The sequence below is a fragment of the Rummeliibacillus suwonensis genome (assembly GCF_007896435.1).
GTDB classification, from domain to species: domain Bacteria; phylum Bacillota; class Bacilli; order Bacillales_A; family Planococcaceae; genus Rummeliibacillus; species Rummeliibacillus suwonensis.
In genome coordinates, this window is the sequence record NZ_VCBL01000001.1 from 2,497,537 (window position 1) to 2,516,555 (window position 19,019).

15 protein-coding genes are annotated in these 19,019 nt (G+C 36.6%); 4 read left to right on the plus strand and 11 right to left on the minus strand.

The window, feature by feature from the left end; genetic code table 11:
* Positions 1-85: 85 nt before the first annotated feature.
* Complete coding sequence (locus FEU33_RS11465; protein WP_146549496.1) at positions 86-3,217, minus strand: efflux RND transporter permease subunit; 3,132 nt, start codon at positions 3,215-3,217, stop codon at positions 86-88.
* A 128-nt stretch (positions 3,218-3,345) separates the two neighbouring features.
* On the opposite strand from FEU33_RS11465, the gene FEU33_RS11470 reads away from it, so the two are divergent.
* A complete protein-coding gene (locus tag FEU33_RS11470) occupies positions 3,346-4,179 on the plus strand; it encodes a TetR/AcrR family transcriptional regulator (RefSeq protein ID WP_146549497.1) in 834 nt (277 codons plus the stop codon).
* Positions 4,180-4,225: 46 nt separating this feature from the next.
* Here FEU33_RS11470 and qoxD read toward each other — a convergent pair whose 3' ends face one another.
* The 9 genes from qoxD to pdhA form a co-directional block, all read right to left on the minus strand.
* Complete coding sequence (qoxD, locus tag FEU33_RS11475) at positions 4,226-4,513, minus strand: cytochrome aa3 quinol oxidase subunit IV (RefSeq protein ID WP_146549498.1); 288 nt, start codon at positions 4,511-4,513, stop codon at positions 4,226-4,228.
* Positions 4,514-4,515: 2 nt separating this feature from the next.
* Positions 4,516-5,115, minus strand: a complete 600-nt coding sequence (gene qoxC / locus FEU33_RS11480) for a cytochrome aa3 quinol oxidase subunit III (RefSeq protein WP_146549499.1) — start codon at positions 5,113-5,115, stop codon at positions 4,516-4,518.
* A complete protein-coding gene (gene qoxB, locus FEU33_RS11485) occupies positions 5,115-7,058 on the minus strand; it encodes a cytochrome aa3 quinol oxidase subunit I (RefSeq protein ID WP_146549500.1) in 1,944 nt (647 codons plus the stop codon). Before qoxB ends, qoxC begins: the two co-directional genes overlap by 1 nt.
* 51 nt (positions 7,059-7,109) lie before the next feature.
* Positions 7,110-8,018, minus strand: coding sequence for a cytochrome aa3 quinol oxidase subunit II (gene qoxA, locus FEU33_RS11490; RefSeq protein WP_146549501.1), 909 nt, complete (start codon positions 8,016-8,018; stop codon positions 7,110-7,112).
* A gap of 610 nt (positions 8,019-8,628) precedes the next feature.
* Positions 8,629-9,411 (minus strand): SDR family NAD(P)-dependent oxidoreductase, encoded by a 783-nt coding sequence (locus FEU33_RS11495; protein WP_146549502.1) that lies wholly within the window; start codon positions 9,409-9,411, stop codon positions 8,629-8,631.
* A 462-nt stretch (positions 9,412-9,873) separates the two neighbouring features.
* Positions 9,874-11,289, minus strand: a complete 1,416-nt coding sequence (gene lpdA / locus FEU33_RS11500; protein WP_146549503.1) for a dihydrolipoyl dehydrogenase — start codon at positions 11,287-11,289, stop codon at positions 9,874-9,876.
* A 4-nt stretch (positions 11,290-11,293) separates the two neighbouring features.
* Entirely contained in the window at positions 11,294-12,622 is a 1,329-nt protein-coding gene (locus FEU33_RS11505; RefSeq protein ID WP_146549504.1) for a dihydrolipoamide acetyltransferase family protein, read from the minus strand.
* A 33-nt stretch (positions 12,623-12,655) separates the two neighbouring features.
* Positions 12,656-13,633 carry an alpha-ketoacid dehydrogenase subunit beta gene (locus FEU33_RS11510; protein WP_146549505.1) on the minus strand — a complete coding sequence of 326 codons (978 nt, stop codon included), beginning with the start codon at positions 13,631-13,633 and terminating at the stop codon, positions 12,656-12,658.
* A 3-nt stretch (positions 13,634-13,636) separates the two neighbouring features.
* On the minus strand, positions 13,637-14,752 hold the full coding sequence (gene pdhA / locus FEU33_RS11515) for a pyruvate dehydrogenase (acetyl-transferring) E1 component subunit alpha (protein WP_146549506.1): 1,116 nt from the start codon (positions 14,750-14,752) through the stop codon (positions 13,637-13,639).
* Positions 14,753-15,252: 500 nt separating this feature from the next.
* Here pdhA and def point away from each other — a divergent pair, with 500 nt between their 5' ends.
* Positions 15,253-15,807 (plus strand): peptide deformylase, encoded by a 555-nt coding sequence (gene def, locus FEU33_RS11520; protein ID WP_146549507.1) that lies wholly within the window; start codon positions 15,253-15,255, stop codon positions 15,805-15,807.
* A gap of 239 nt (positions 15,808-16,046) precedes the next feature.
* Here the strand turns inward: def and FEU33_RS11525 are convergent, their stop codons facing one another.
* Complete coding sequence (locus FEU33_RS11525) at positions 16,047-16,820, minus strand: Cof-type HAD-IIB family hydrolase (RefSeq protein WP_146549508.1); 774 nt, start codon at positions 16,818-16,820, stop codon at positions 16,047-16,049.
* A 279-nt stretch (positions 16,821-17,099) separates the two neighbouring features.
* On the opposite strand from FEU33_RS11525, the gene FEU33_RS11530 reads away from it, so the two are divergent.
* Positions 17,100-17,309: a DNA-dependent RNA polymerase subunit epsilon gene (locus tag FEU33_RS11530; protein ID WP_146549509.1), complete on the plus strand. Its 210-nt coding sequence runs from the start codon at positions 17,100-17,102 to the stop codon at positions 17,307-17,309.
* Between the two features lie 3 nt (positions 17,310-17,312).
* Positions 17,313-18,980: a ribonuclease J1 gene (gene rnjA / locus FEU33_RS11535; protein WP_146549510.1), complete on the plus strand. Its 1,668-nt coding sequence runs from the start codon at positions 17,313-17,315 to the stop codon at positions 18,978-18,980.
* The last annotated feature ends 39 nt before the right edge of the window (positions 18,981-19,019 follow it).

Sequence of the window (19,019 nt, forward strand, 5' to 3'; positions counted from 1 at the left end):
GCTCTCATTTATGCATAAAAACATATAAAAAAAGCCAGCTCTTGTAGATTATTCTACAAAAGCTGACTTTGTGAATGGTGATCATTTAATCTTCTTTATTTTCATGAGCACGATCTTTTTTCAAGATCCTTGAAATTAATTCATATACCAAAGGTACAATGACCAGTGTTAAAATCGTTGAACTGATCAATCCACCAATAACAGTTACACCAACACCTTTAGAAATAAGACCGCCACCTTCTGCACCTACTGCTAACGGAATTAATGCACCAATTGTTGCAATAGCAGTCATCAAAATTGGACGTAAGCGAGTTGCTCCTGCCTCTAAGATTGCCTCACGCATCGGCATACCAGCGTGTTCCATATGAATAATTCGATCTACTAATACAATCGCGTTGGTTACGACGATACCGATTAACATCAACAAACCAATCATAGATGATACACCAATCGTTTCTCCTGAAATATATAAGGCAACTAATGCACCGATTACTGTAAATGGTAGTGAGAATAGGATGGCGAATGGTGCTAGACCTTCACCAAATGTAACCACTAATGTGAAGTAAACAATCGCGATTGCAGCAACAATCGCTAAGCCTAATTTTGTGAAGGCTTCTTTCATATCTTCTGTAACGCCGCCCGTATCAACTTCTACACTATTAGGTAAATCTAGTTTATCAATATTTTTTTGGACAGCTGACGATGCTTTTGTAATATCTTTAGAAGTTACAGTAGCTGTTACACTAGCATAGATTTTACCTTTACTACGATTAACTTCAGCTAAAGTTGTTCCTTCTTTTACATCCACTACGTCAGAAACTTTTACTTTTTTGCCCACAGGCGTATCAATTTCTTCATCTAAAACTTCTTGGAATTTATCTGGAGAAGCTGCTTCCTTATGCACATTTACATCTAGTTCTTTACCATTCTCTGTAACAGTAGTTAAAACTTCTGTTTGTGTGTTTGGATTAATCGCCATGGCAATTTGTCCAGTTGTTAAGCCTAGAACTTTTGCCTTATCTTGATCAATCACCAATGTTTTTTCATCATAGTTTTCGGCTAATGAAGATTTAACATCTTTTAGATTGTCTTGTTTCTTCATGATTTTTTCTATATCTTTGACAACCGGTTTGATATCTTCAATTGTATTACCGTAAACAGAATATGAAACTTCATTGCTTGAACCTGTTGATGTGAAATCTTGACTCTTCCATGTACCTTTTTGACCGCTATCTTGAACTTCTTTGACAAGTTTTTCTTTTACATTTTCAAAATTGTCTGTATCTGAATCATAGATAACATAGACTAATGCTCCGTTAGATGCACCTGGCATCATTGGATTAGAGCCACCGATAGAAGATTGAACGGTTTTAACATTCTTCTTTTCCATAACCATTTTTTCGATTACTTCAACATCATCAATCACTTTATCACGCGTTTCACCTGGCTCAGGAGTATAGGTTAAGTACACCATTTTCTGTTCATCATCTGGTAAAAAGCTAAAACCAACAAGTGGAGCCAAGAATAAGCTTGCTACTAAAATAACGATAGAGCCAATAGATGTGATCCATTTATGATTTAATACCCATGATAAAATACGTTTATATCCTTTTGCCAGTTTGCCATGTTCTTCTTTTTTCGTTTTTCTCTTACCATATAATTCTTTTTTGAACAGTGTATGTGCTAAAACCGGAACAATTGTGATTGCAACGATTAAGGATGCAATTAAAGCAAATGCCATTGTTAAACCAAATGGCAAGAATAGCTCACCAACCATTCCTCCTACTAAACCAAGAGGTAAGAATACAGCAATTGTTACAACGGTTGAAGCTAAAATTGGTTTGAACATTTCGATCGTTGCCTCACGGATTAATGCACGTCCATGCAGCTTTTCGCCTTCAAGATAAATCCTTCGATAGATATTTTCAATGACAACAATCGAGTCATCGATTACCCGCCCAATCGCAACGGTCATCGCACCTAATGTCATCATATTCAATGAAATATCCATTTGTTTTAATGCAACAACTGCGATTAATAATGACATTGGAATAGAAACAACAGAAATAATGGTTGAACGAATATTACGTAAGAACAACATGATGATGATTACTGCAAAAATCGCACCAAATAGAGCTTTATCAAGCATCGTTTGAACAGATTCCTCAATTGGTTGTCCTTGATCGAGTGTTACCTCGATATCCATTCCTTTGTTTTCTTTTTCAAACTTCTTCGCAGCATCTTTTACATCATTAACAACATCAACTGTATTGGCGTCCTGTGCTTTGACTACTTGAACAGCGATCGCTGATTGTCCATTTGTACGTGAAACGGATTCCACTTCCCCAATCTTTTTGATAGAAGCGATTTCTCCTAATTTTACAAATGGTTTTGCTTGTGGAACTTGCTGTGCAACCTGGGTTCCACCTTGTGCTTGTGAAGCTTGCCCTTGAGCTCCTGAAGCAGCACTTTGTGTTGCTACTGGAATCTCTAAATCTTTCAAATCCTTTATCGTTGTCATTTTTCCATCAACAATAACTGATTGTTCTTCATTTTTAAATTGGAAGATACCTAATGGAACTTTTGTATCCATTGCTTGGATATATTGTTTGATGGAATCTTCGGTTAAGCCATATTTAGCTAATTGTTTTTGATCATAAGTAAGTTCTACTTTTTCAACTTGTTGGCCTGATACTGTTACAGATGCAACATCATCAACACCTTCTAGTTTAGGTACAAAATAGTCTTCAGTCGTCTTTGTTAACTCTGCAATCGACTGATCCTTATTGGCAACACTTAATGCAACAACTGGGAAAGCATTAATATTAATACGGTCAACAGTTGGTTTCTCAGCAGTATCTGGAAGCTCTACTTTTTCAAGTACTTCTTTAATATTACTTACTGCTTCTTTCATATCAGTCCCATACTCAAACTCTATTTGTAGACTAGAAGCATTTTGATATGAATTAGAATAAACAGTTGCAACACCTTTTAAATGGTTAACTGCTTTTTCATACGGAATCGAAATATCATCGGCTACTTGTTGAGGTGTTGCCCCTGGATAAACAGTTGTTACTGTTGCGACAGGAACTGAAATATCAGGGATCGTTTCTAATTTCATTTTTGATCCTGCATATACCCCAGCAGCTGCAATAATAATCGTTAACAACCATACTGCAAGCTTATTCTTTAATACAAATTTAATTAGCGAATTCATTCATACACCGTCCTTTTTATACTCATTTATCACGATTTTTGACTTACTGGTCACAATTCAATATAATAATGACTAAAGAGTCAAAAGTCAAACCATAGTATAGCTATCATTATAGAAAGAGTGAAAATATGTCAAAACGGGATCTTATTATTGAAAAGTCTATAGAGATTTTATTTGAACGTTCGATTGCCTCAACTTCTATTCAAGACATTACAAATGCATGTGGCATATCAAAAGGCGCTTTTTATCTTTCTTTTAAATCAAAAGAAGAACTGCTCATCGCGATTTTTGAGTACCTTATTCAAGATATGATATCAAAATATCAAGAGCTTATAAATTTGCAAACGGAGCCTAAGGAGAAACTAAGACAATATTTCGTGTTATCTTTTAAGTTATTTGAAAAAAATTATCCCTTTATCTCAACACATGCACGTGAGCTTATCAATATTGTTGATAAAGAAGTGATCAATAACATTCAAACACAATGTAAAATTGCCGATCAAATCACTTTACTGCTTTTAAAAGACATATATGGTTCAAAAATAGAAGAAAGTAAATATGATCTATCGATATGTATCCGTGGTATGATGAAAGGTTATGCTGAGTTTATTGTACTACAAAAACAGTCCGTAGATTATTATGAATTGAGTAAATTTTTGGTAAATAGGATTGATGTATTGGTTCATGCGGATTTGACACCATTGATCACAAAGGAAATGTATGAACAAGATCCTAAAAATCATGTTCTTATCAAAAAAGAAGATATCCTAGATGAAATAACAAAATGTAAAGAGCAGTATATAGATGATTCCTTTATAACGGATACTTTCGAGTTAATCATGGAAGAATTGCAAAAAGAACATCCTCGCAAGGCTATACTATTAGGCATGTCATCCAATCTTGTTACAAATAACTTAAATTGGCTTGCCATATTACTAAAACAATATATCAATAATATGTGAAAAGAAAGCAACTCAACACATGCTGAGTTGCTTTTTCTTTGTCGATTTACATGTATCCCCAAACCATTGCTAACAATGTACCAAATACAGTGATTAAACCAACTAATACGGAGTAAATAATTGTGATATATAAAGATTTCTTATCTTCTGTTTCACCAATATGCATGAACAAAACTAATTGAACAAGTGCTTGAGCAGCAGCTGTTACAATCAGAATAGTCAGAGCAACACCGTTCGACATTCCTTTAAACATCACTACGGTTAAGGCTGCGAGTGTTAAAACAAGAGAACCGATAAAGCCCATTACATGTTCTTTTGGAAATAGTTCTTTCATTTTTACAACACTCCTTTCAAGTAAACAAAACTGAAGATGAAAATCCATACAACGTCAAGGAAGTGCCAATATAATGAGAAGATAAACGCTTTATTGGCTGTTTTAGCATTCAAACCTCGTTTTTTAATTTGCAGTAAGATACCTGATCCCCATAGAAGACCAAATGTTACGTGGGCACCGTGAGTACCAAGGAGTGTCATTAACGACGACATGAAAGCACTTGTTTGGATCGTAGCACCATCATGGATATACGTTAAAAATTCATTGATTTCTACACCAAGGAATACAGCACCTAAAACTAATGTTAAGATATAGAATACGATCATTGCCTTTGTACGTCCGATACGCATGGCATGAACACCTAAACCAATTAAAAAACTACTAGTGAGCAAAACAAATGTTTCTACCAATACAGGCGGTAATTCAAATAATTCCTTGCCTATAGGACCTGAACCTGTACGATCCACTAACGCAAAGTACACACTAAATAATGTCGCAAAGAGAAGGATTTCGGCCCCAAGGAAAACCCAGAAACCAAAGATTTTTAATTCATTTTCTTCTGTACTGTACTCTAATGGAACTGATTTGTTTTCTTTTGACATTATAGTTCACCTCTCAATCGGCGTTCAGTTGCTTCGATTTCTGCCACTTCAATATGGTGACCTTCATCTTTTTCAAATGAACGATAAGCCATAAATCCTAATGTCGCAATTCCAAATACAATCACTAGAGACCAAACACTGAATACAAAGAAGAATGAGAATAGGAATAGTACACCAGCCATCCACATGGGGGCACCACTATTATTTGGCATATGAATCCGTTCATATTGACCAGCTGTAATATCTCTACCTTCTTTTTTCGCATACCAGAATTCATCTAATTGATTGATATGTGGGACGATCGCAAAATTATATTCTGGAACTGGACTTTGTGTTGCCCATTCAAGAGAACGTGCATCCCATGGATCACCAGTCAATTCACGTGGACTATGACGGAAGCTATAGTAAATGTTATAGCAAAGTAGAGCAAAACCTACAGCTAATACAAGAGCTCCTATGAATGATACCATGCTCAATGGTCCATAACCTGTATCTGCAGAATAAGTGTACATACGACGTGCATAACCATCTAAACCTAATATGAATAGAGGGAAGAATGCAACGTTAAAACCTACCACAATACACCAGAAGGCTGATTTACCGAGTTTTTCATTTAATCGGAAACCAAAGATTTTTGGCCACCAGAAATGATAACCTGCTAGAACGCCAAACACTGTACCTGGTATTAACACATAGTGGAAGTGAGCTACTAAGAACAAGGTGTTGTGATATTGATAGTCGGCACTCGCCATGGCAAGCATAACCCCAGTTACCCCACCAATTGTGAAGATTGGAATAAATGCTAATGCGTAAAGCATAGGTGTTGTGAATGTAATTTTCCCATGTCTCATGGTTAACAGCCAGTTGAATATCTTAACACCTGTTGGAACAGCGATCAGCATGGTTGTTATTGAGAAAATACCATTGACCATGACACCATGCCCCATTGTATAGAAGTGGTGAACCCATACCATAAATGATAATAATGAAATGGCAATCATACTAAATACCATTGACGTATAGCCAAATAAGTTTTTACGTGAAAATGTTGAAATTACCTCACTGAAAATACCGAATGCAGGTAAAATAACGATATATACTTCAGGATGTCCCCAGACCCAGAACAAGTTAGCCCAAAGCATATCCATTCCACCATCTTGCATCGCGAAGAATTTCGTGCCAAATTGACGATCTAAAGTCATCAATGCAAGTGCAACTGTTAGCACTGGAAAGGCAAATGTAATGATGATATTAGTGATTAATGCTGACCAAGTAAACATTGGCATTTTCATCAATGTCATACCAGGTGCACGCATTTTAACGATCGTTGTAATGAAGTTAATACCTGTCATCAAAGTACCCAAACCAGAGATTTGTAAAGACCAAGCATAATAGTTGTTTCCCACATTAGGGCTAAATTCTATGCCTGCTAATGGAAAATAAGATGACCATCCAGCATTAGGTGAACCACCAATTATGAATGATATATTTAATAATCCTGCACCAGCTGCAAATAACCAGAAGCTTAGTGCATTTAATCTTGGAAATGCCACATCACGGGCACCAATTTGTAGAGGAATGACGATATTCATCAAACCAATAATAAATGGCATTGCCATGAAGATAATCATGATCAAACCATGTGTTGTGAAAATTTCATTATAGTGTTCGGCATTTAATAAACCATTTTCTGGAATAGCAGTTTGTGCACGCATTAACAGCGCATCAATGCCGCCTCTAAATAGCATAATCAATGCAACAAAGATATACATAACACCGATTTTTTTATGGTCAACAGTAGTAAGCCAGTTTTTATAGAGCCAGCCCCACTTTTTGAAGTAAGTCAAGCCAACAACAATAGCAATAGCACCAACTAAGATACTGATACCAGCGCCAAAAATCATCGGCTCTTTCATCGGCGCGAATAATTCTTTCATGCTCATGAATGTAACTCCTTTCTTGTCTCAATACTTAAAAACTACTTTGCTACTAAGTTAGTGAGACATATGCATTCCTTTCATATCGTGAGAATCATGTGAATCATCTTTTTTTGATTTACTATCACTATGTTCGCTCATATCCATTGGAGCTGGGCTAAATGATAAATGTGTAGAAGAGAAACTTTCTCGTCCCACAAAAGATGTTTTTAGTAATTTATTAAATTTAGCTTCTGTCAATTTTGGTTCATGTGCTTTTACGTCTTTAGCCCATTGATCAAAATCATCTTGTGACATCGCTTGAGTTTCAAATTCCATTTTCGCAAAGCCTTTACCATTGAAGTTTGAATTACGCCCCATATATGAGCCCTCTTCATCAGCAGCTAAGTGGATTTTCGTGACCATATCACTCATAGCGTATTTTTGACCGGCTAATTGTGGAATCCAAAAACTTGTAATGGGTCCAAAAGAATATAATCTAAATTCAATTGGTCGATCAGTTGGAATATTAAGATAGTTAACGGTTTCTATTCCTTGTTCTGGATAACTAAAATGCCATTTCCAATCAGATGATGAAGCATAAATGACGAGCGGCTTTTTATCACCATAGCCTGTTTGTTGGTTTTCAACCTTTGACGTTGTAAACACTGTGACAATAGCTAAAACGGTTACAATAATAATCGGAATAGCTGTCCACGTAATTTCTAAAGCTTTACTACCTTCTTCATGAGGTGGTTCATAATCTGCTGGTTGTTTTGATGCGCGATATTTTGCCAACATATTAATCAGTAATACATATACGACTAATAAAATAACAGCCATCACTATTATGGAAAAGATGATTGTGTTCGACAAAGTCTTAGCATTTGGCCCCTTTGCATCGAATACCATCAAAGGTTGGCATCCGGACAATATGAATGTCAAGAAGGCCATAACCGCCGGCATAATAAGAACTTTTTTCTTCATAATGTACTCCCTTCTCAAAAAACAATTAAAATCCAATCATTTAAAATGTTTTATTGAAGTATTCGTTCTTCTAATATTTAAAACTATCTTTGAATTCATTGAGATTGAAAATTGCTGCAATATAAATTGTGAGTATATAACATTCACTCAATAATTTAATAACCACAAACATGTACGAATGCAATATACTATTCTCACAATTTATATAGTGAAAAATAGAAGTCCTAATTTTTGTAATTTTTTCTTCCAAGCTTTTCGATCTCCGATTAAATTCACATGAATTATACCTCCATATTTTTAATAAAAAAATAAAAAATACTCCAATTACAAAATAAATTTGTCTTTTTTTGAACGTTTTGTGGACATAATTTGTATAAAATGTGTACGTTGTTTCAATATAGATCTAAAGAAATATAAATATGGAAACTATTATGAAATATTGATATATTTCAAAACTAAATGACTTGAATTATCTGAAAGAATCCGCTTTCATTACATAAAAAAAGAAAATCGCCTCTACCTAATTTTGTAAAAGGTGATTTTCAAAAAACGATAATACAATGACGGAACCTTATCGATGATGAAAATGATTCTATATTGTTTTCTTTTTTTATAAAGCAGGCGCAGAACCACCATCAATATTGATAGAAGTACCACTTACATAAGATGCTGCATCAGAAACCAAAAATGTGATTACATTTGCAGCTTCTTCTGTTTCTCCAATGCGGCCAAGTGGAATAGATTTTCCTACTTTTCGAGAATACTCTTCCCAAGTCAATTCTGGAAACTTTGTTTGCCACATACGTTCAATTTGAGCACTACGGATAAACCCAATGCAAACAGTATTAACACGAATATTCATCGAACCAAGATCTTTGCTCATCGCATTTGTCAAAGCCATACCAGCAGCCCTACTTACGGTTGTCGGTAAAGAAGAAGCTGGCGGTGTTTTACCTAACACAGCTGTGACATTTACAATAGCCCCTCCTCCTGCTCTCTCCATGTGAGGGATTGCTGCTTTTGCCGTATAAATAGCGCCAAATAATTTTAAATCTAAATCGTTCTTCCAATAATCTGTGTCTACCTCTAAAAAAGAATGAGCCGCTGATGTGCCAGCATTATTGATGAGAATATGTAATTGTCCAAAGTGTTTAACTGTGGTGTCAATAACATGCTGGCAGTCCTCTTCTTTCGTAACATCTGCAACAATCGTTACGACTTCTTTACCTGTTTCGTTTAATATATCTTTTACAGCTTCTTCCAGAGCTGAAGCTGTTCTTGCACAAATAACAACCTCTGCTCCTTCTGTCGCTAATCGTTTGGCTGTTGCAAAACCAATTCCTTTGCTAGCTCCCGTGATGACTGCTACTTTCCCATTTAAGCCTAGCTCCATTTTCAAACCTCCAATCATTTGTTATGTCCTTGTATCAGTCAATGTTTACCTTATTTTAAACATGCTTTGTGTAACTGATTGAAAAAACAACGACATCTAGTTGAAACTCAAGCTCATGGAAGGAAGTTTTCTTCCCCCTCCCATCAGATATTAACTGAGCGAATTAGACTTTTACAAGCATTTGTTCCTTTATCCCGCCTACTTTTACTAGAAGTCGATGTTGAGGACTTACTGCCTGTTAAAACGGGTTAAAGAGAAACTTCACCCCATGGAAGTTTTTCTATTCTTCCATGGGGTGTTAGTTGAACCAATCGGACTTTTACAGGCAGTTTGTTCCCCTCTTTATCTCTCTAACTTTACTAGAGGCTTGATGCTGAGAGCTCATTGCCTGTTTTGTCAGAATAAAAAAACCTCTTAGTCCACATTGATAGCAGTATCCTAAGAGGTTTATAAATGTATAAATTATTTTTTAGCAATGATGTGAATTGGATTACCTAATGCAACTTCAGCAGTTTCCATTGTAATTTCACCTAAAGTTGGGTGAGCATGGATTGTCATTGCTATGTCTTCAAGTGTGACACCAGATTCGATGGCTAAACCTAATTCAGCAATCATATCTGATGCACCAGTACCTACGATTTGAGCGCCTAATAATAAACCATCTTCTTTACGCGCAACAAGTTTGACAAAGCCTTCTGTTTGGTTCAATGCAAGTGCACGACCATTTGCTGCAAATGGGAATTTCCCTGTAGTAACTTCATAACCTTCCCCTTTTGCTTGATCTTCTGATAGACCTACAGTAGCCATTTCAGGATCTGTGAAGCATACAGCTGGAATTGCTAAATAATCAACAACTGATTTTTGTCCAGCAATTGCTTCGGCAGCAATTTTCCCTTCGTAAGATGCTTTATGGGCAAGTTGTGGACCAGGAACAATATCACCAATTGCATAAATATTTGGTACACTTGTGCGACCTTGTTTATCCACTTTTAACAGTCCACGTTCGCCAAATTCAATGCCAATTTGTTCTAAGCCTAGTTCATCTGTATTTGGTCGGCGACCTACAGTCACTAATACGTAATCTGCCGCAATTTCTTTTGCTTCGCCTTTTACTTCATATTTTACTGTAACACCTGATTCAGTTTCTTCAACACCTTGTGCTAAAGCTTCTGTTTCAATTGTCACACCTTTTTTCTTAAGGCCCTTTTTAACAATTGTTGTCATTTGTTTTTCAAAGCCAGCTAAGATATCTTTGCCACCTTCAAGAATGGTTACTTGAGAACCTAAGTTAGCATAGGCAGAACCAAGTTCAGTACCAATGTAACCTCCACCAATGACAACAAGTTTTTCAGGTACTTCTTGCAATGAAAGTGCACCTGTTGAATTTAACACACGGTTTGAGAATTTAAATGTTGGAATTTCAACTGGGCGAGAACCTGTTGCTATAATAGCGTTTTTAAATGTGTAAGTTTGAGCTGAATCTTCAGTGATTACTCGTAATGAGTTGGCATCATGGAAATAAGCTTCACCTTTTACCACTTCAATATTGTTTCCTTTAAGTAAACCAGAAACACCGCCAGTTAATTTTTTTACAACAGAATCTTTGAATGCTTGAGCTTTTTTGAAGTCTAATTTAACTTCTGGAGCAATAATTCCCATATCATCTGATTCTTTTGCTTGTACATATCGATGACCCACAGAAATTAACGCTTTAGATGGGATACAGCCTACGTTTAAACATACGCCGCCTACAAATTCACGTTCTATTACTGTTACTTTTTGACCTGTTTGTGCTGCACGGATTGCTGCTACATACCCACCAGGGCCAGCACCGATGACAATTGTATCTCTTTCGATTGGAAAATCTCCTACTACCATTTTATTACGCCTCCATTAATAATAGTTCGGGCTCACTTAACAAGCGTTTTATATTGTTCAACGCATGCTGAGCAGTAGCGCCGTCGATCATTCGATGATCAAAGCTCAATGATAATGCTAACACAGGTGCCGCTACAATTTCACCATTTTTTATCACAGGTTTTTCAGAAATCCTACCTATTCCCAAAATTGCTACTTCAGGATGGTTAATTACTGGAGTAAACCATTGACCACCTGCTGAACCAATATTTGTGATGGAACAAGATGCTCCTTTCATTTCGTTAGGAGCTAATTTTCCTTCACGAGCTTTTGTTGCCAATTGGCTGATTTCATCAGAAAGTGCAAAAACAGATTTACGATCTGCATGTTTGATAACGGGAACAAGTAAACCTTTTTCTGTGTCAGCTGCAATACCTATGTTGTAATAATGTTTTTGGATAATCTCTTGAGTGGCATCATCCAATGAACGGTTAAATTCTGGAAACTCGCGTAAAGTACTGACCAATGCTTTGACTACATAGGGAAGATAAGTTAGCTTAATACCTTTTTCAGCAGCAATAGCTTTGAACTTTTTACGGTGAGCAACTAATTCAGTTACATCTACTTCATCCATTAACGTTACGTGCGGAGCTGTTTGTTTAGAGTGAACCATTGCCTTAGCGATTGCACGACGAATACCTGACATTTTTTCACGTGTTTCTGGGAATTCACCTTCAAATTCAATTGGAGTTGTTTTTGCAACTTCTTGAGCTGATGTTTCTTCAACTGCAATTGTTTTTTCTGAAGTATCTTGTTTTGCTCCGCCATTTTTAAACGCTTCAATATCTTCTTTTAAAACTCGCCCATTTTTACCGGTGCCAACAACTTCTTGAATATTGACCCCGTTTTCACGAGCAAATTTGCGTACAGACGGCATAGCAATTACACGCTTCTTTGAACGGTCTTGTTCTTCTGCGCTTCCAGTAGTTCCTTGTTCATTAGAAACTACTTTCTCTACTTCTTTCCCATCTTCTGCTGTTGCTTGTACCTGTGCTTCTGTTTTAGCTTTCTCTTCTTCATCGTCTATATGACCATGAAGCTCGAGTTCTTCGTATCCTGGTGCATCAATTTCTAAAAGAACGGTGCCAACAGTTGTTACAGCTCCCTCTTCCACAAGTACTTTTTCAATAGTTCCTTCAACTGGGGATGGAATTTCAACAACTGCTTTGTCGTTTTGAACTTCTGCTAATACCGTATCTTCTTCAATTTTATCACCTGGTTTAACAAACCACTTGACGATTTCTCCCTCATGGATACCTTCACCAATATCAGGTAAACGGAATTTATAAGCCATATAATTCACCCTTTCCTTATATTACATAATAAATTAGAATTCTAAAACTTTTTTAGCCGTTGCAATAATATCTTTTGAATTTGGTAGCCATACTGCCTCTGCTTGTGGGAATGGATAAACAGTATCTGGTGCTGTTACACGAAGAACGGGTGCTTCAAGACTCAAAATAGCTCGTTCTGTTATTTCACTTACGACATTTGCTGCAATACCTGCTTGTTTTTGGGCTTCTTGAACAACGATTGCACGACCTGTTTTTTCAACAGAAGCAATAATTGTTTCGATGTCTAATGGTTGAATTGTCCGTAAGTCAACAACTTCAACTGAATAATTTTCTTTTTCCAATGCTTCTGCAGCTTTTAATGACTCATGAACCATCGCGCCATAAGCGAAAATGGAAATATCTTTACCTTCACGTTTAACATCTGCTTTGCCAAGCGGAATCGTGTAGGATTCTTCTGGTACTTCTTCACGGAATGAGCGATAAAGTTTTAAGTGTTCTAAAAATACAACCGGATCATTATCACGAATAGATGAAATCAAAAGTCCTTTCGCATCGTAAGGAGTTGATGGAACAACTACTTTAAGACCGGGTTGAGATGCCACTAAACCTTCTAAACTATCTGAGTGCATTTCAGGTGTATGCACACCACCGCCAAATGGGGAGCGAATCGTAACAGGTGCTCCTAGACTGCCACCTGAACGATATCTCATACGAGCTAATTGTCCACAAATCGAGTCCATGACTTCGTAAACAAAGCCGAAGAATTGAATTTCTGGTACTGGGCGGAATCCTTGAAGTGCAAGACCGATGGCAAGACCACCGATTCCAGATTCAGCAAGAGGTGTATCGAATACACGATCCTTACCAAACTCTTTTTGAAGACCTTCGGTAGCACGGAAAACCCCTCCGTTCACACCAACGTCTTCACCGAATACCAACACATTTTCGTCATCTTTTAACTCACAGTGAAGTGCATCTGTAATTGCTTGAATCATTGTCATTTGTGCCATCGGTTACTTCGACTCCTTCTCAGCGTAGATTTCAAATTGTTCTTGTAAGTTATAAGGAAGATCCCCGTCATTCATGTTACGAATAAGATCAGTTACTTTTTGTTTTGGCGTTTCGTCCGCTTTTTTAATAGCTACTTTAATTTCTTCTTTTGCTTTTGCGATTACTTCCGTTTCTTTTTCTTCATTCCATAAACCTTTTGCGACAAGGAATTTACGGAAACGAACAATTGGGTCTTTCTTTTCCCATTTAGAATCTGTTTCTGAAGTACGATAACGTGTTGGATCGTCACCAGCCATTGTATGAGGACCATAACGATAACAAACGGTTTCAATTAATGATGGACCATCCCCCGTGATCGCACGTCGACGAGCATCACGTGTAGCTACATAAACTGCTAATGGATCCATACCATCTACTTGAATACTTGGTATACCAGCAGCGATGCCCTTTTGAGCGATCGTTGAAGCAGCTGTTTGCAATTCACGAGGTGTAGAAATTGCATACTGATTATTTTGTACAATAAAAATCGCTGGTGATCTGAAAGCCCCTGCAAAATTGATACCTTCATAGAAATCACCTTGTGATGAACCACCATCACCTGTATATGCTACGGCAACTGCCTTTTTACCACGTTTTTGAATACCTAGTGCGACTCCTGCAGTTTGAACATATTGAGCACCAATAATAATTTGTGGTGATAATACATTCACATCTTCTGGAATTTGACCACCTACAAAATGTCCACGTGACCAAAGGAATACTTTCCACAATGGGAGTCCGTGCCATACGATTTGTGGTACATCGCGATAACCAGGTAAAATATAGTCTTCTTTTTCAAGTGCATAATGAGAAGCAATTTGAGAGGCTTCTTGACCAGCAGTTGGTGCATAGAAACCTAGACGACCTTGACGATTTAATGAGATTGAACGTTGATCTAAAATACGTGTAAAGACCATGCGGCTCATCAATTCGACTAATTGGTCATCAGATAGCTGAAGGTCAACCTCCTGATTAACAATTTCCCCTTCTTCGTTTAAAATTTGAAACATTTCAAATTTTTCTTCGATTTCCTGTAAATTAGCCACAGGATCGAATTGTTGAATTTTTTTAGAAACCATTTTACCACATCTCCTTTATTTCTGTATTATATCATTATAAAAATTTTAATAATACAGCAACCTTTTATAATAGTATATCGAATAGTAATTCAGCGGTCAATCATAGTTATCTACTATCTTTATTTTTAATTTTCATCCTTCACCAATACTGTATTACCAACGGATTTATTCTGTTATATATAACAGTGCTATTTTTAGATTCTTTACTAACACAGTTTTTAACATTTCAGTTATTGCCTTTTCTTTCGTAACTAAAACAAACTTTTATAAACCGAAGTTTCTTTTCGTTGAATGCAATGGTTTGTACGTTATAATAAAGTGAAACTCCATCAGTGGGGGTTTTCTTCATCCCCCACTGATGGTTAGTTGAACCAATCGGACTTTTACGGGCAGTTGTTCCCCCATCTCTCTTTCTCGTTTCTCTCTATATCTTGAGATAGGAGTCTTACTGCCCGTTAAAGCGGGATAAATTAGGAACTATTTTCGAAGGGGAGAACGCAATGATTTTAATGCACGACATTATCCGAGAAGGTCATCCAACTTTACGAGAAGTTGCAAAAGAAATGACCTTTCCTCTAACAGCAGAAGAAAAAAAACTTGGCGAAGATTTACTCCAATTTTTGATTAACAGTCAAGATCCTGAAATAGCCAATAAACACGGCTTACGTTCTGGGATTGGAATCGCAGCGCCTCAAGTAAACGTTTCAAAAAGAATGTTTGCACTATATTTGCCCGATAGTAAAGGAAATCAAATTAGTTTGGTTGTCATCAATCCTAAAATTGTCAGCCATTCTGTAGAAGGTAGTTATGTAGCGACTGGTGAGGGCTGTCTTTCAGTCGATCGTGATGTGCCAGGCTATGTTCCCCGTCATGCACGTATTACAGTGAAATTCTTCACTCCTAATGGAGAAGAAAAGAAAATGCGTCTAAAGGGTTTACCTGCTATTGCATTTCAACATGAATTGGATCATTTAAATGGCATTATGTTTTACGATCATATCAATAAGGATAATCCTTTCGCTGAAATACCAAATGCTAGTCCATTAGAAGAATAAGATTCAACTAACAACTAGTGTTCTACTGGCTGTTAGTTGAACCAATCGGGCTTATATAGGCAGTTTGTTCCTCATCCAGCCTTACGCTTATACCGGAAGCTTGCTGCTAAGGATTTACTATCTATTAAAACGGGTAAAATACAAAATGCTGCTAAAAAACAAAAAATACAATTCAACATCCGTTTGAATTGTATTTTTTGTTTTTTAATATTAAATTTTCTTACTAGGCAGATATTTTTCTAGCATAAGCCTAGTTTTTTCATAGCTTTCGATAATCCATCACGATCTACATGATCCGTTACAAAAGTTGCTGCTTCTTTTGCCTTTTTATGCCCGTTGCCCATTGCCACACTAGTTCCTACAGTTTGCAGCATTTCGACATCATTCAGTCCATCTCCAAATGCAATAGCATCTTCAAAATCAAAATCTGTTTGTTCTAAAAATTGCCGAATCCCATAAGCCTTGGAAACATCGTGATTGATAACATCAACAGAAAATTCATGCCATCTGATAAATTTCAATTCTGGATAAAGTGATGCATATCTTTTTTCTTCTTTTTCATCAACATACAATAAAATTTGATACGTATTTGAATACTTATAATATTCTCCATCCACTTCTGGCATTGGATAAAATAAAGAATCCATACTTATTTGTACCTTTTGATCGTCTTTTATGGCCGAAGTCATTTTAATATTGTCTAAATATACTATTGGATTATTTTCGATTGCTGCTTGAGTCACTAATCTTTCAATCGTATTCATTGGAATAGGACGTTTGGATATTACATTGCCTTTGTGTACAACATATTGTCCATTAAAGCTAACATAGGAATTCAAGCCAAGCTCATCTAAGACCGGCTTCAAAAAGAAAGGAGATCGACCAGTTGCAATCGCTACTTCATGTCCATTTTCTTTAGCTTTCTGAATAGCATCATAGGTTGCTTTTGGCAACCTTTTTTCTGAATTATATAGCGTTCCATCAATATCAAAAAATAAAATTTTATTTTTCATATAATCACAACGACCTTCTTTCAATATTTTAACTGTTAAGTAAAACATCTTTACATTTATTACCTAACCTGATACAATAGATGTAAGGAGTGATATGCCATGCTTAAACGTCTAAAAAAACGACTGTTAAAAAGGCTTCGTGGCTTACTCGGAAAAAAAACAATCGCTTAATGTTACTTTGCCCTTCAAATTATGAAGGGCTTTTCTTTATTTTAATTTACCTACATGATAATATAAAGGAAATGCAATTATTTTGAACGTGTTAAAGGAGAGCAAAAAATGATTTACAAAGTTTATTACCAAGAAAATGTGCTTGAAGTACCAGTTCGCGAAAATACTAAAAGCTTATACCTTGAAGCAGAGGACGTACGTGATGCCCGTGAAAAGCTTCAAAACTCTGGCCACAATATTGAGTATATTCAGTTGCTTGAAGGAAATTACTTAGAATACGAACAAGCAAGTGAACATTACAAATTGGAGAATCTCTAATTAATGAAATTTGTCAAAAATGACCAAACTGCAATTTTCGCACTCGGCGGACTGGGCGAAATCGGTAAAAATACGTATGCAGTTCAATTCCAAGATGAAATCATCTTAATAGATGCGGGTATTAAGTTTCCTGAAGATGATCTTCTTGGTATCGATTATGTAATCCCTGATTACACTTATCTTGTAAGAAATGTAGACAAGATCAAAGGGCTTTTTGTAACGCATGGTCACGAAGACCATATTGGCGGTATACCATATTTACTTCGTCAAATTAACATTCCTGTTTATGGCGGTAAATTAGCTCTCGGTTTGTTGCGTAACAAATTAGATGAGCATGGTTTGCTTCGTCAAACAAAACTGATTGAGATTAAAGAAGACGATATTATTAAATTCCGTAAAACATCGGTAAGTTTCTTTAGAACCACACACAGTATTCCAGATGCATACGGCATTGTTGTCAAAACACCACCTGGAAACATCGTGCATACAGGTGATTTCAAATTTGACTTTACTCCTGTTGGAGAGCCAGCAAATATAACGAAGATGGCTGAAATCGGGAAAGATGGAGTACTTTGCTTACTATCTGACAGTACAAATGCTGAACGTCCAGAATTTACAATGTCAGAACGTAAAGTCGGCGAAAGTATCGATGAAATTTTACGTAATGTAGAATCTCGCATTATTTTCGCAACATTTGCGTCCAATATTCACAGATTAAAACAGGTCACTGATGCCGCAGCTAAACACGGTCGTAAAGTTGCTGTCTTTGGTAGAAGTATGGATAATGCGATTACGCTTGGACGAGAATTAGGGTATATTACAGCACCGAAAGAAACATTTGTCGACGCGCAAGCATTAAATCGACTGCCAGCGAACGAAGTGATGATCCTTTGTACCGGTAGTCAAGGTGAACCGATGGCAGCATTATCCCGTATTGCAAACGGTACACACCGACAAATTCAAATTCAACCAGGTGATACAGTCGTATTCTCATCTTCACCAATTCCTGGTAACACAATTAGTGTAAATAAGACGATCAATTTATTGTACCGTGCTGGAGCTGAAGTAATTCATGGCTCATTCAATAATATTCATACTTCTGGTCACGGTTCTCAACAAGAACAAAAGTTAATGTTACGTCTGATTAAACCAAAATTCTTCATGCCTATTCATGGAGAATATCGTATGCTGCGTATGCATGCAAGCTTGGCAGAAGATTGTGATGTTGATCCTAACAATATTTTCATCATGGAAAATGGTGAGGTTCTTGCTTTAAGTTCTGATGAAGCACATGTCGCTGGTCGCATCCCTTCCGGTTCTGTCTATATTGATGGTAACGGTATAGGTGATATCGGTAACATTGTGTTGAGAGACCGACGAATCCTTTCAGAGGAAGGTCTTGTTATTGTTGTCGTAAGTGTGGACATGGAACAACAAAAAATGGTTGCTGGTCCAGATATCATCTCACGTGGATTCGTTTATATGAGAGAATCAGGCATGATGATCAACGAAGCACAACAAATCCTAAATAAACATCTGCAACAAACATTGCAAGAAAAATCACCTCAGTGGTCTGAGTTGAAAAATGAAATTACAGATGTATTAGGACCTTACTTATTTGAAAAAACCAAACGTCGTCCAATGATTTTACCAATCATCATGGAAGTCTAATAAAGTTAAACTTCATAGTGGGTGTTTACCCATTCATGC

Bases quoted from the DNA above. Each gene is read 5' to 3' on its own strand.
- FEU33_RS11530 (WP_146549509.1), top strand. From the start codon at position 17,100: ATGATTTACAAAGTTTATTACCAAGAAAATGTGCTTGAAGTACCAGTT.
- FEU33_RS11510 (WP_146549505.1), bottom strand. From the start codon at position 13,633: ATGGCACAAATGACAATGATTCAAGCAATTACAGATGCACTTCACTGT.
- lpdA (WP_146549503.1), bottom strand. From the start codon at position 11,289: ATGGTAGTAGGAGATTTTCCAATCGAAAGAGATACAATTGTCATCGGT.
- def (WP_146549507.1), top strand. From the start codon at position 15,253: ATGATTTTAATGCACGACATTATCCGAGAAGGTCATCCAACTTTACGA.
- qoxB (WP_146549500.1), bottom strand. From the start codon at position 7,058: ATGAGCATGAAAGAATTATTCGCGCCGATGAAAGAGCCGATGATTTTT.
- FEU33_RS11470 (WP_146549497.1), top strand. From the start codon at position 3,346: ATGTCAAAACGGGATCTTATTATTGAAAAGTCTATAGAGATTTTATTT.
- qoxC (WP_146549499.1), bottom strand. From the start codon at position 5,115: ATGTCAAAAGAAAACAAATCAGTTCCATTAGAGTACAGTACAGAAGAA.
- rnjA (WP_146549510.1), top strand. From the start codon at position 17,313: ATGAAATTTGTCAAAAATGACCAAACTGCAATTTTCGCACTCGGCGGA.
- FEU33_RS11495 (WP_146549502.1), bottom strand. From the start codon at position 9,411: ATGGAGCTAGGCTTAAATGGGAAAGTAGCAGTCATCACGGGAGCTAGC.
- FEU33_RS11465 (WP_146549496.1), bottom strand. From the start codon at position 3,217: ATGAATTCGCTAATTAAATTTGTATTAAAGAATAAGCTTGCAGTATGG.
- pdhA (WP_146549506.1), bottom strand. From the start codon at position 14,752: ATGGTTTCTAAAAAAATTCAACAATTCGATCCTGTGGCTAATTTACAG.
- qoxD (WP_146549498.1), bottom strand. From the start codon at position 4,513: ATGAAAGAACTATTTCCAAAAGAACATGTAATGGGCTTTATCGGTTCT.
- FEU33_RS11505 (WP_146549504.1), bottom strand. From the start codon at position 12,622: ATGGCTTATAAATTCCGTTTACCTGATATTGGTGAAGGTATCCATGAG.
- FEU33_RS11525 (WP_146549508.1), bottom strand. From the start codon at position 16,820: ATGAAAAATAAAATTTTATTTTTTGATATTGATGGAACGCTATATAAT.
- qoxA (WP_146549501.1), bottom strand. From the start codon at position 8,018: ATGAAGAAAAAAGTTCTTATTATGCCGGCGGTTATGGCCTTCTTGACA.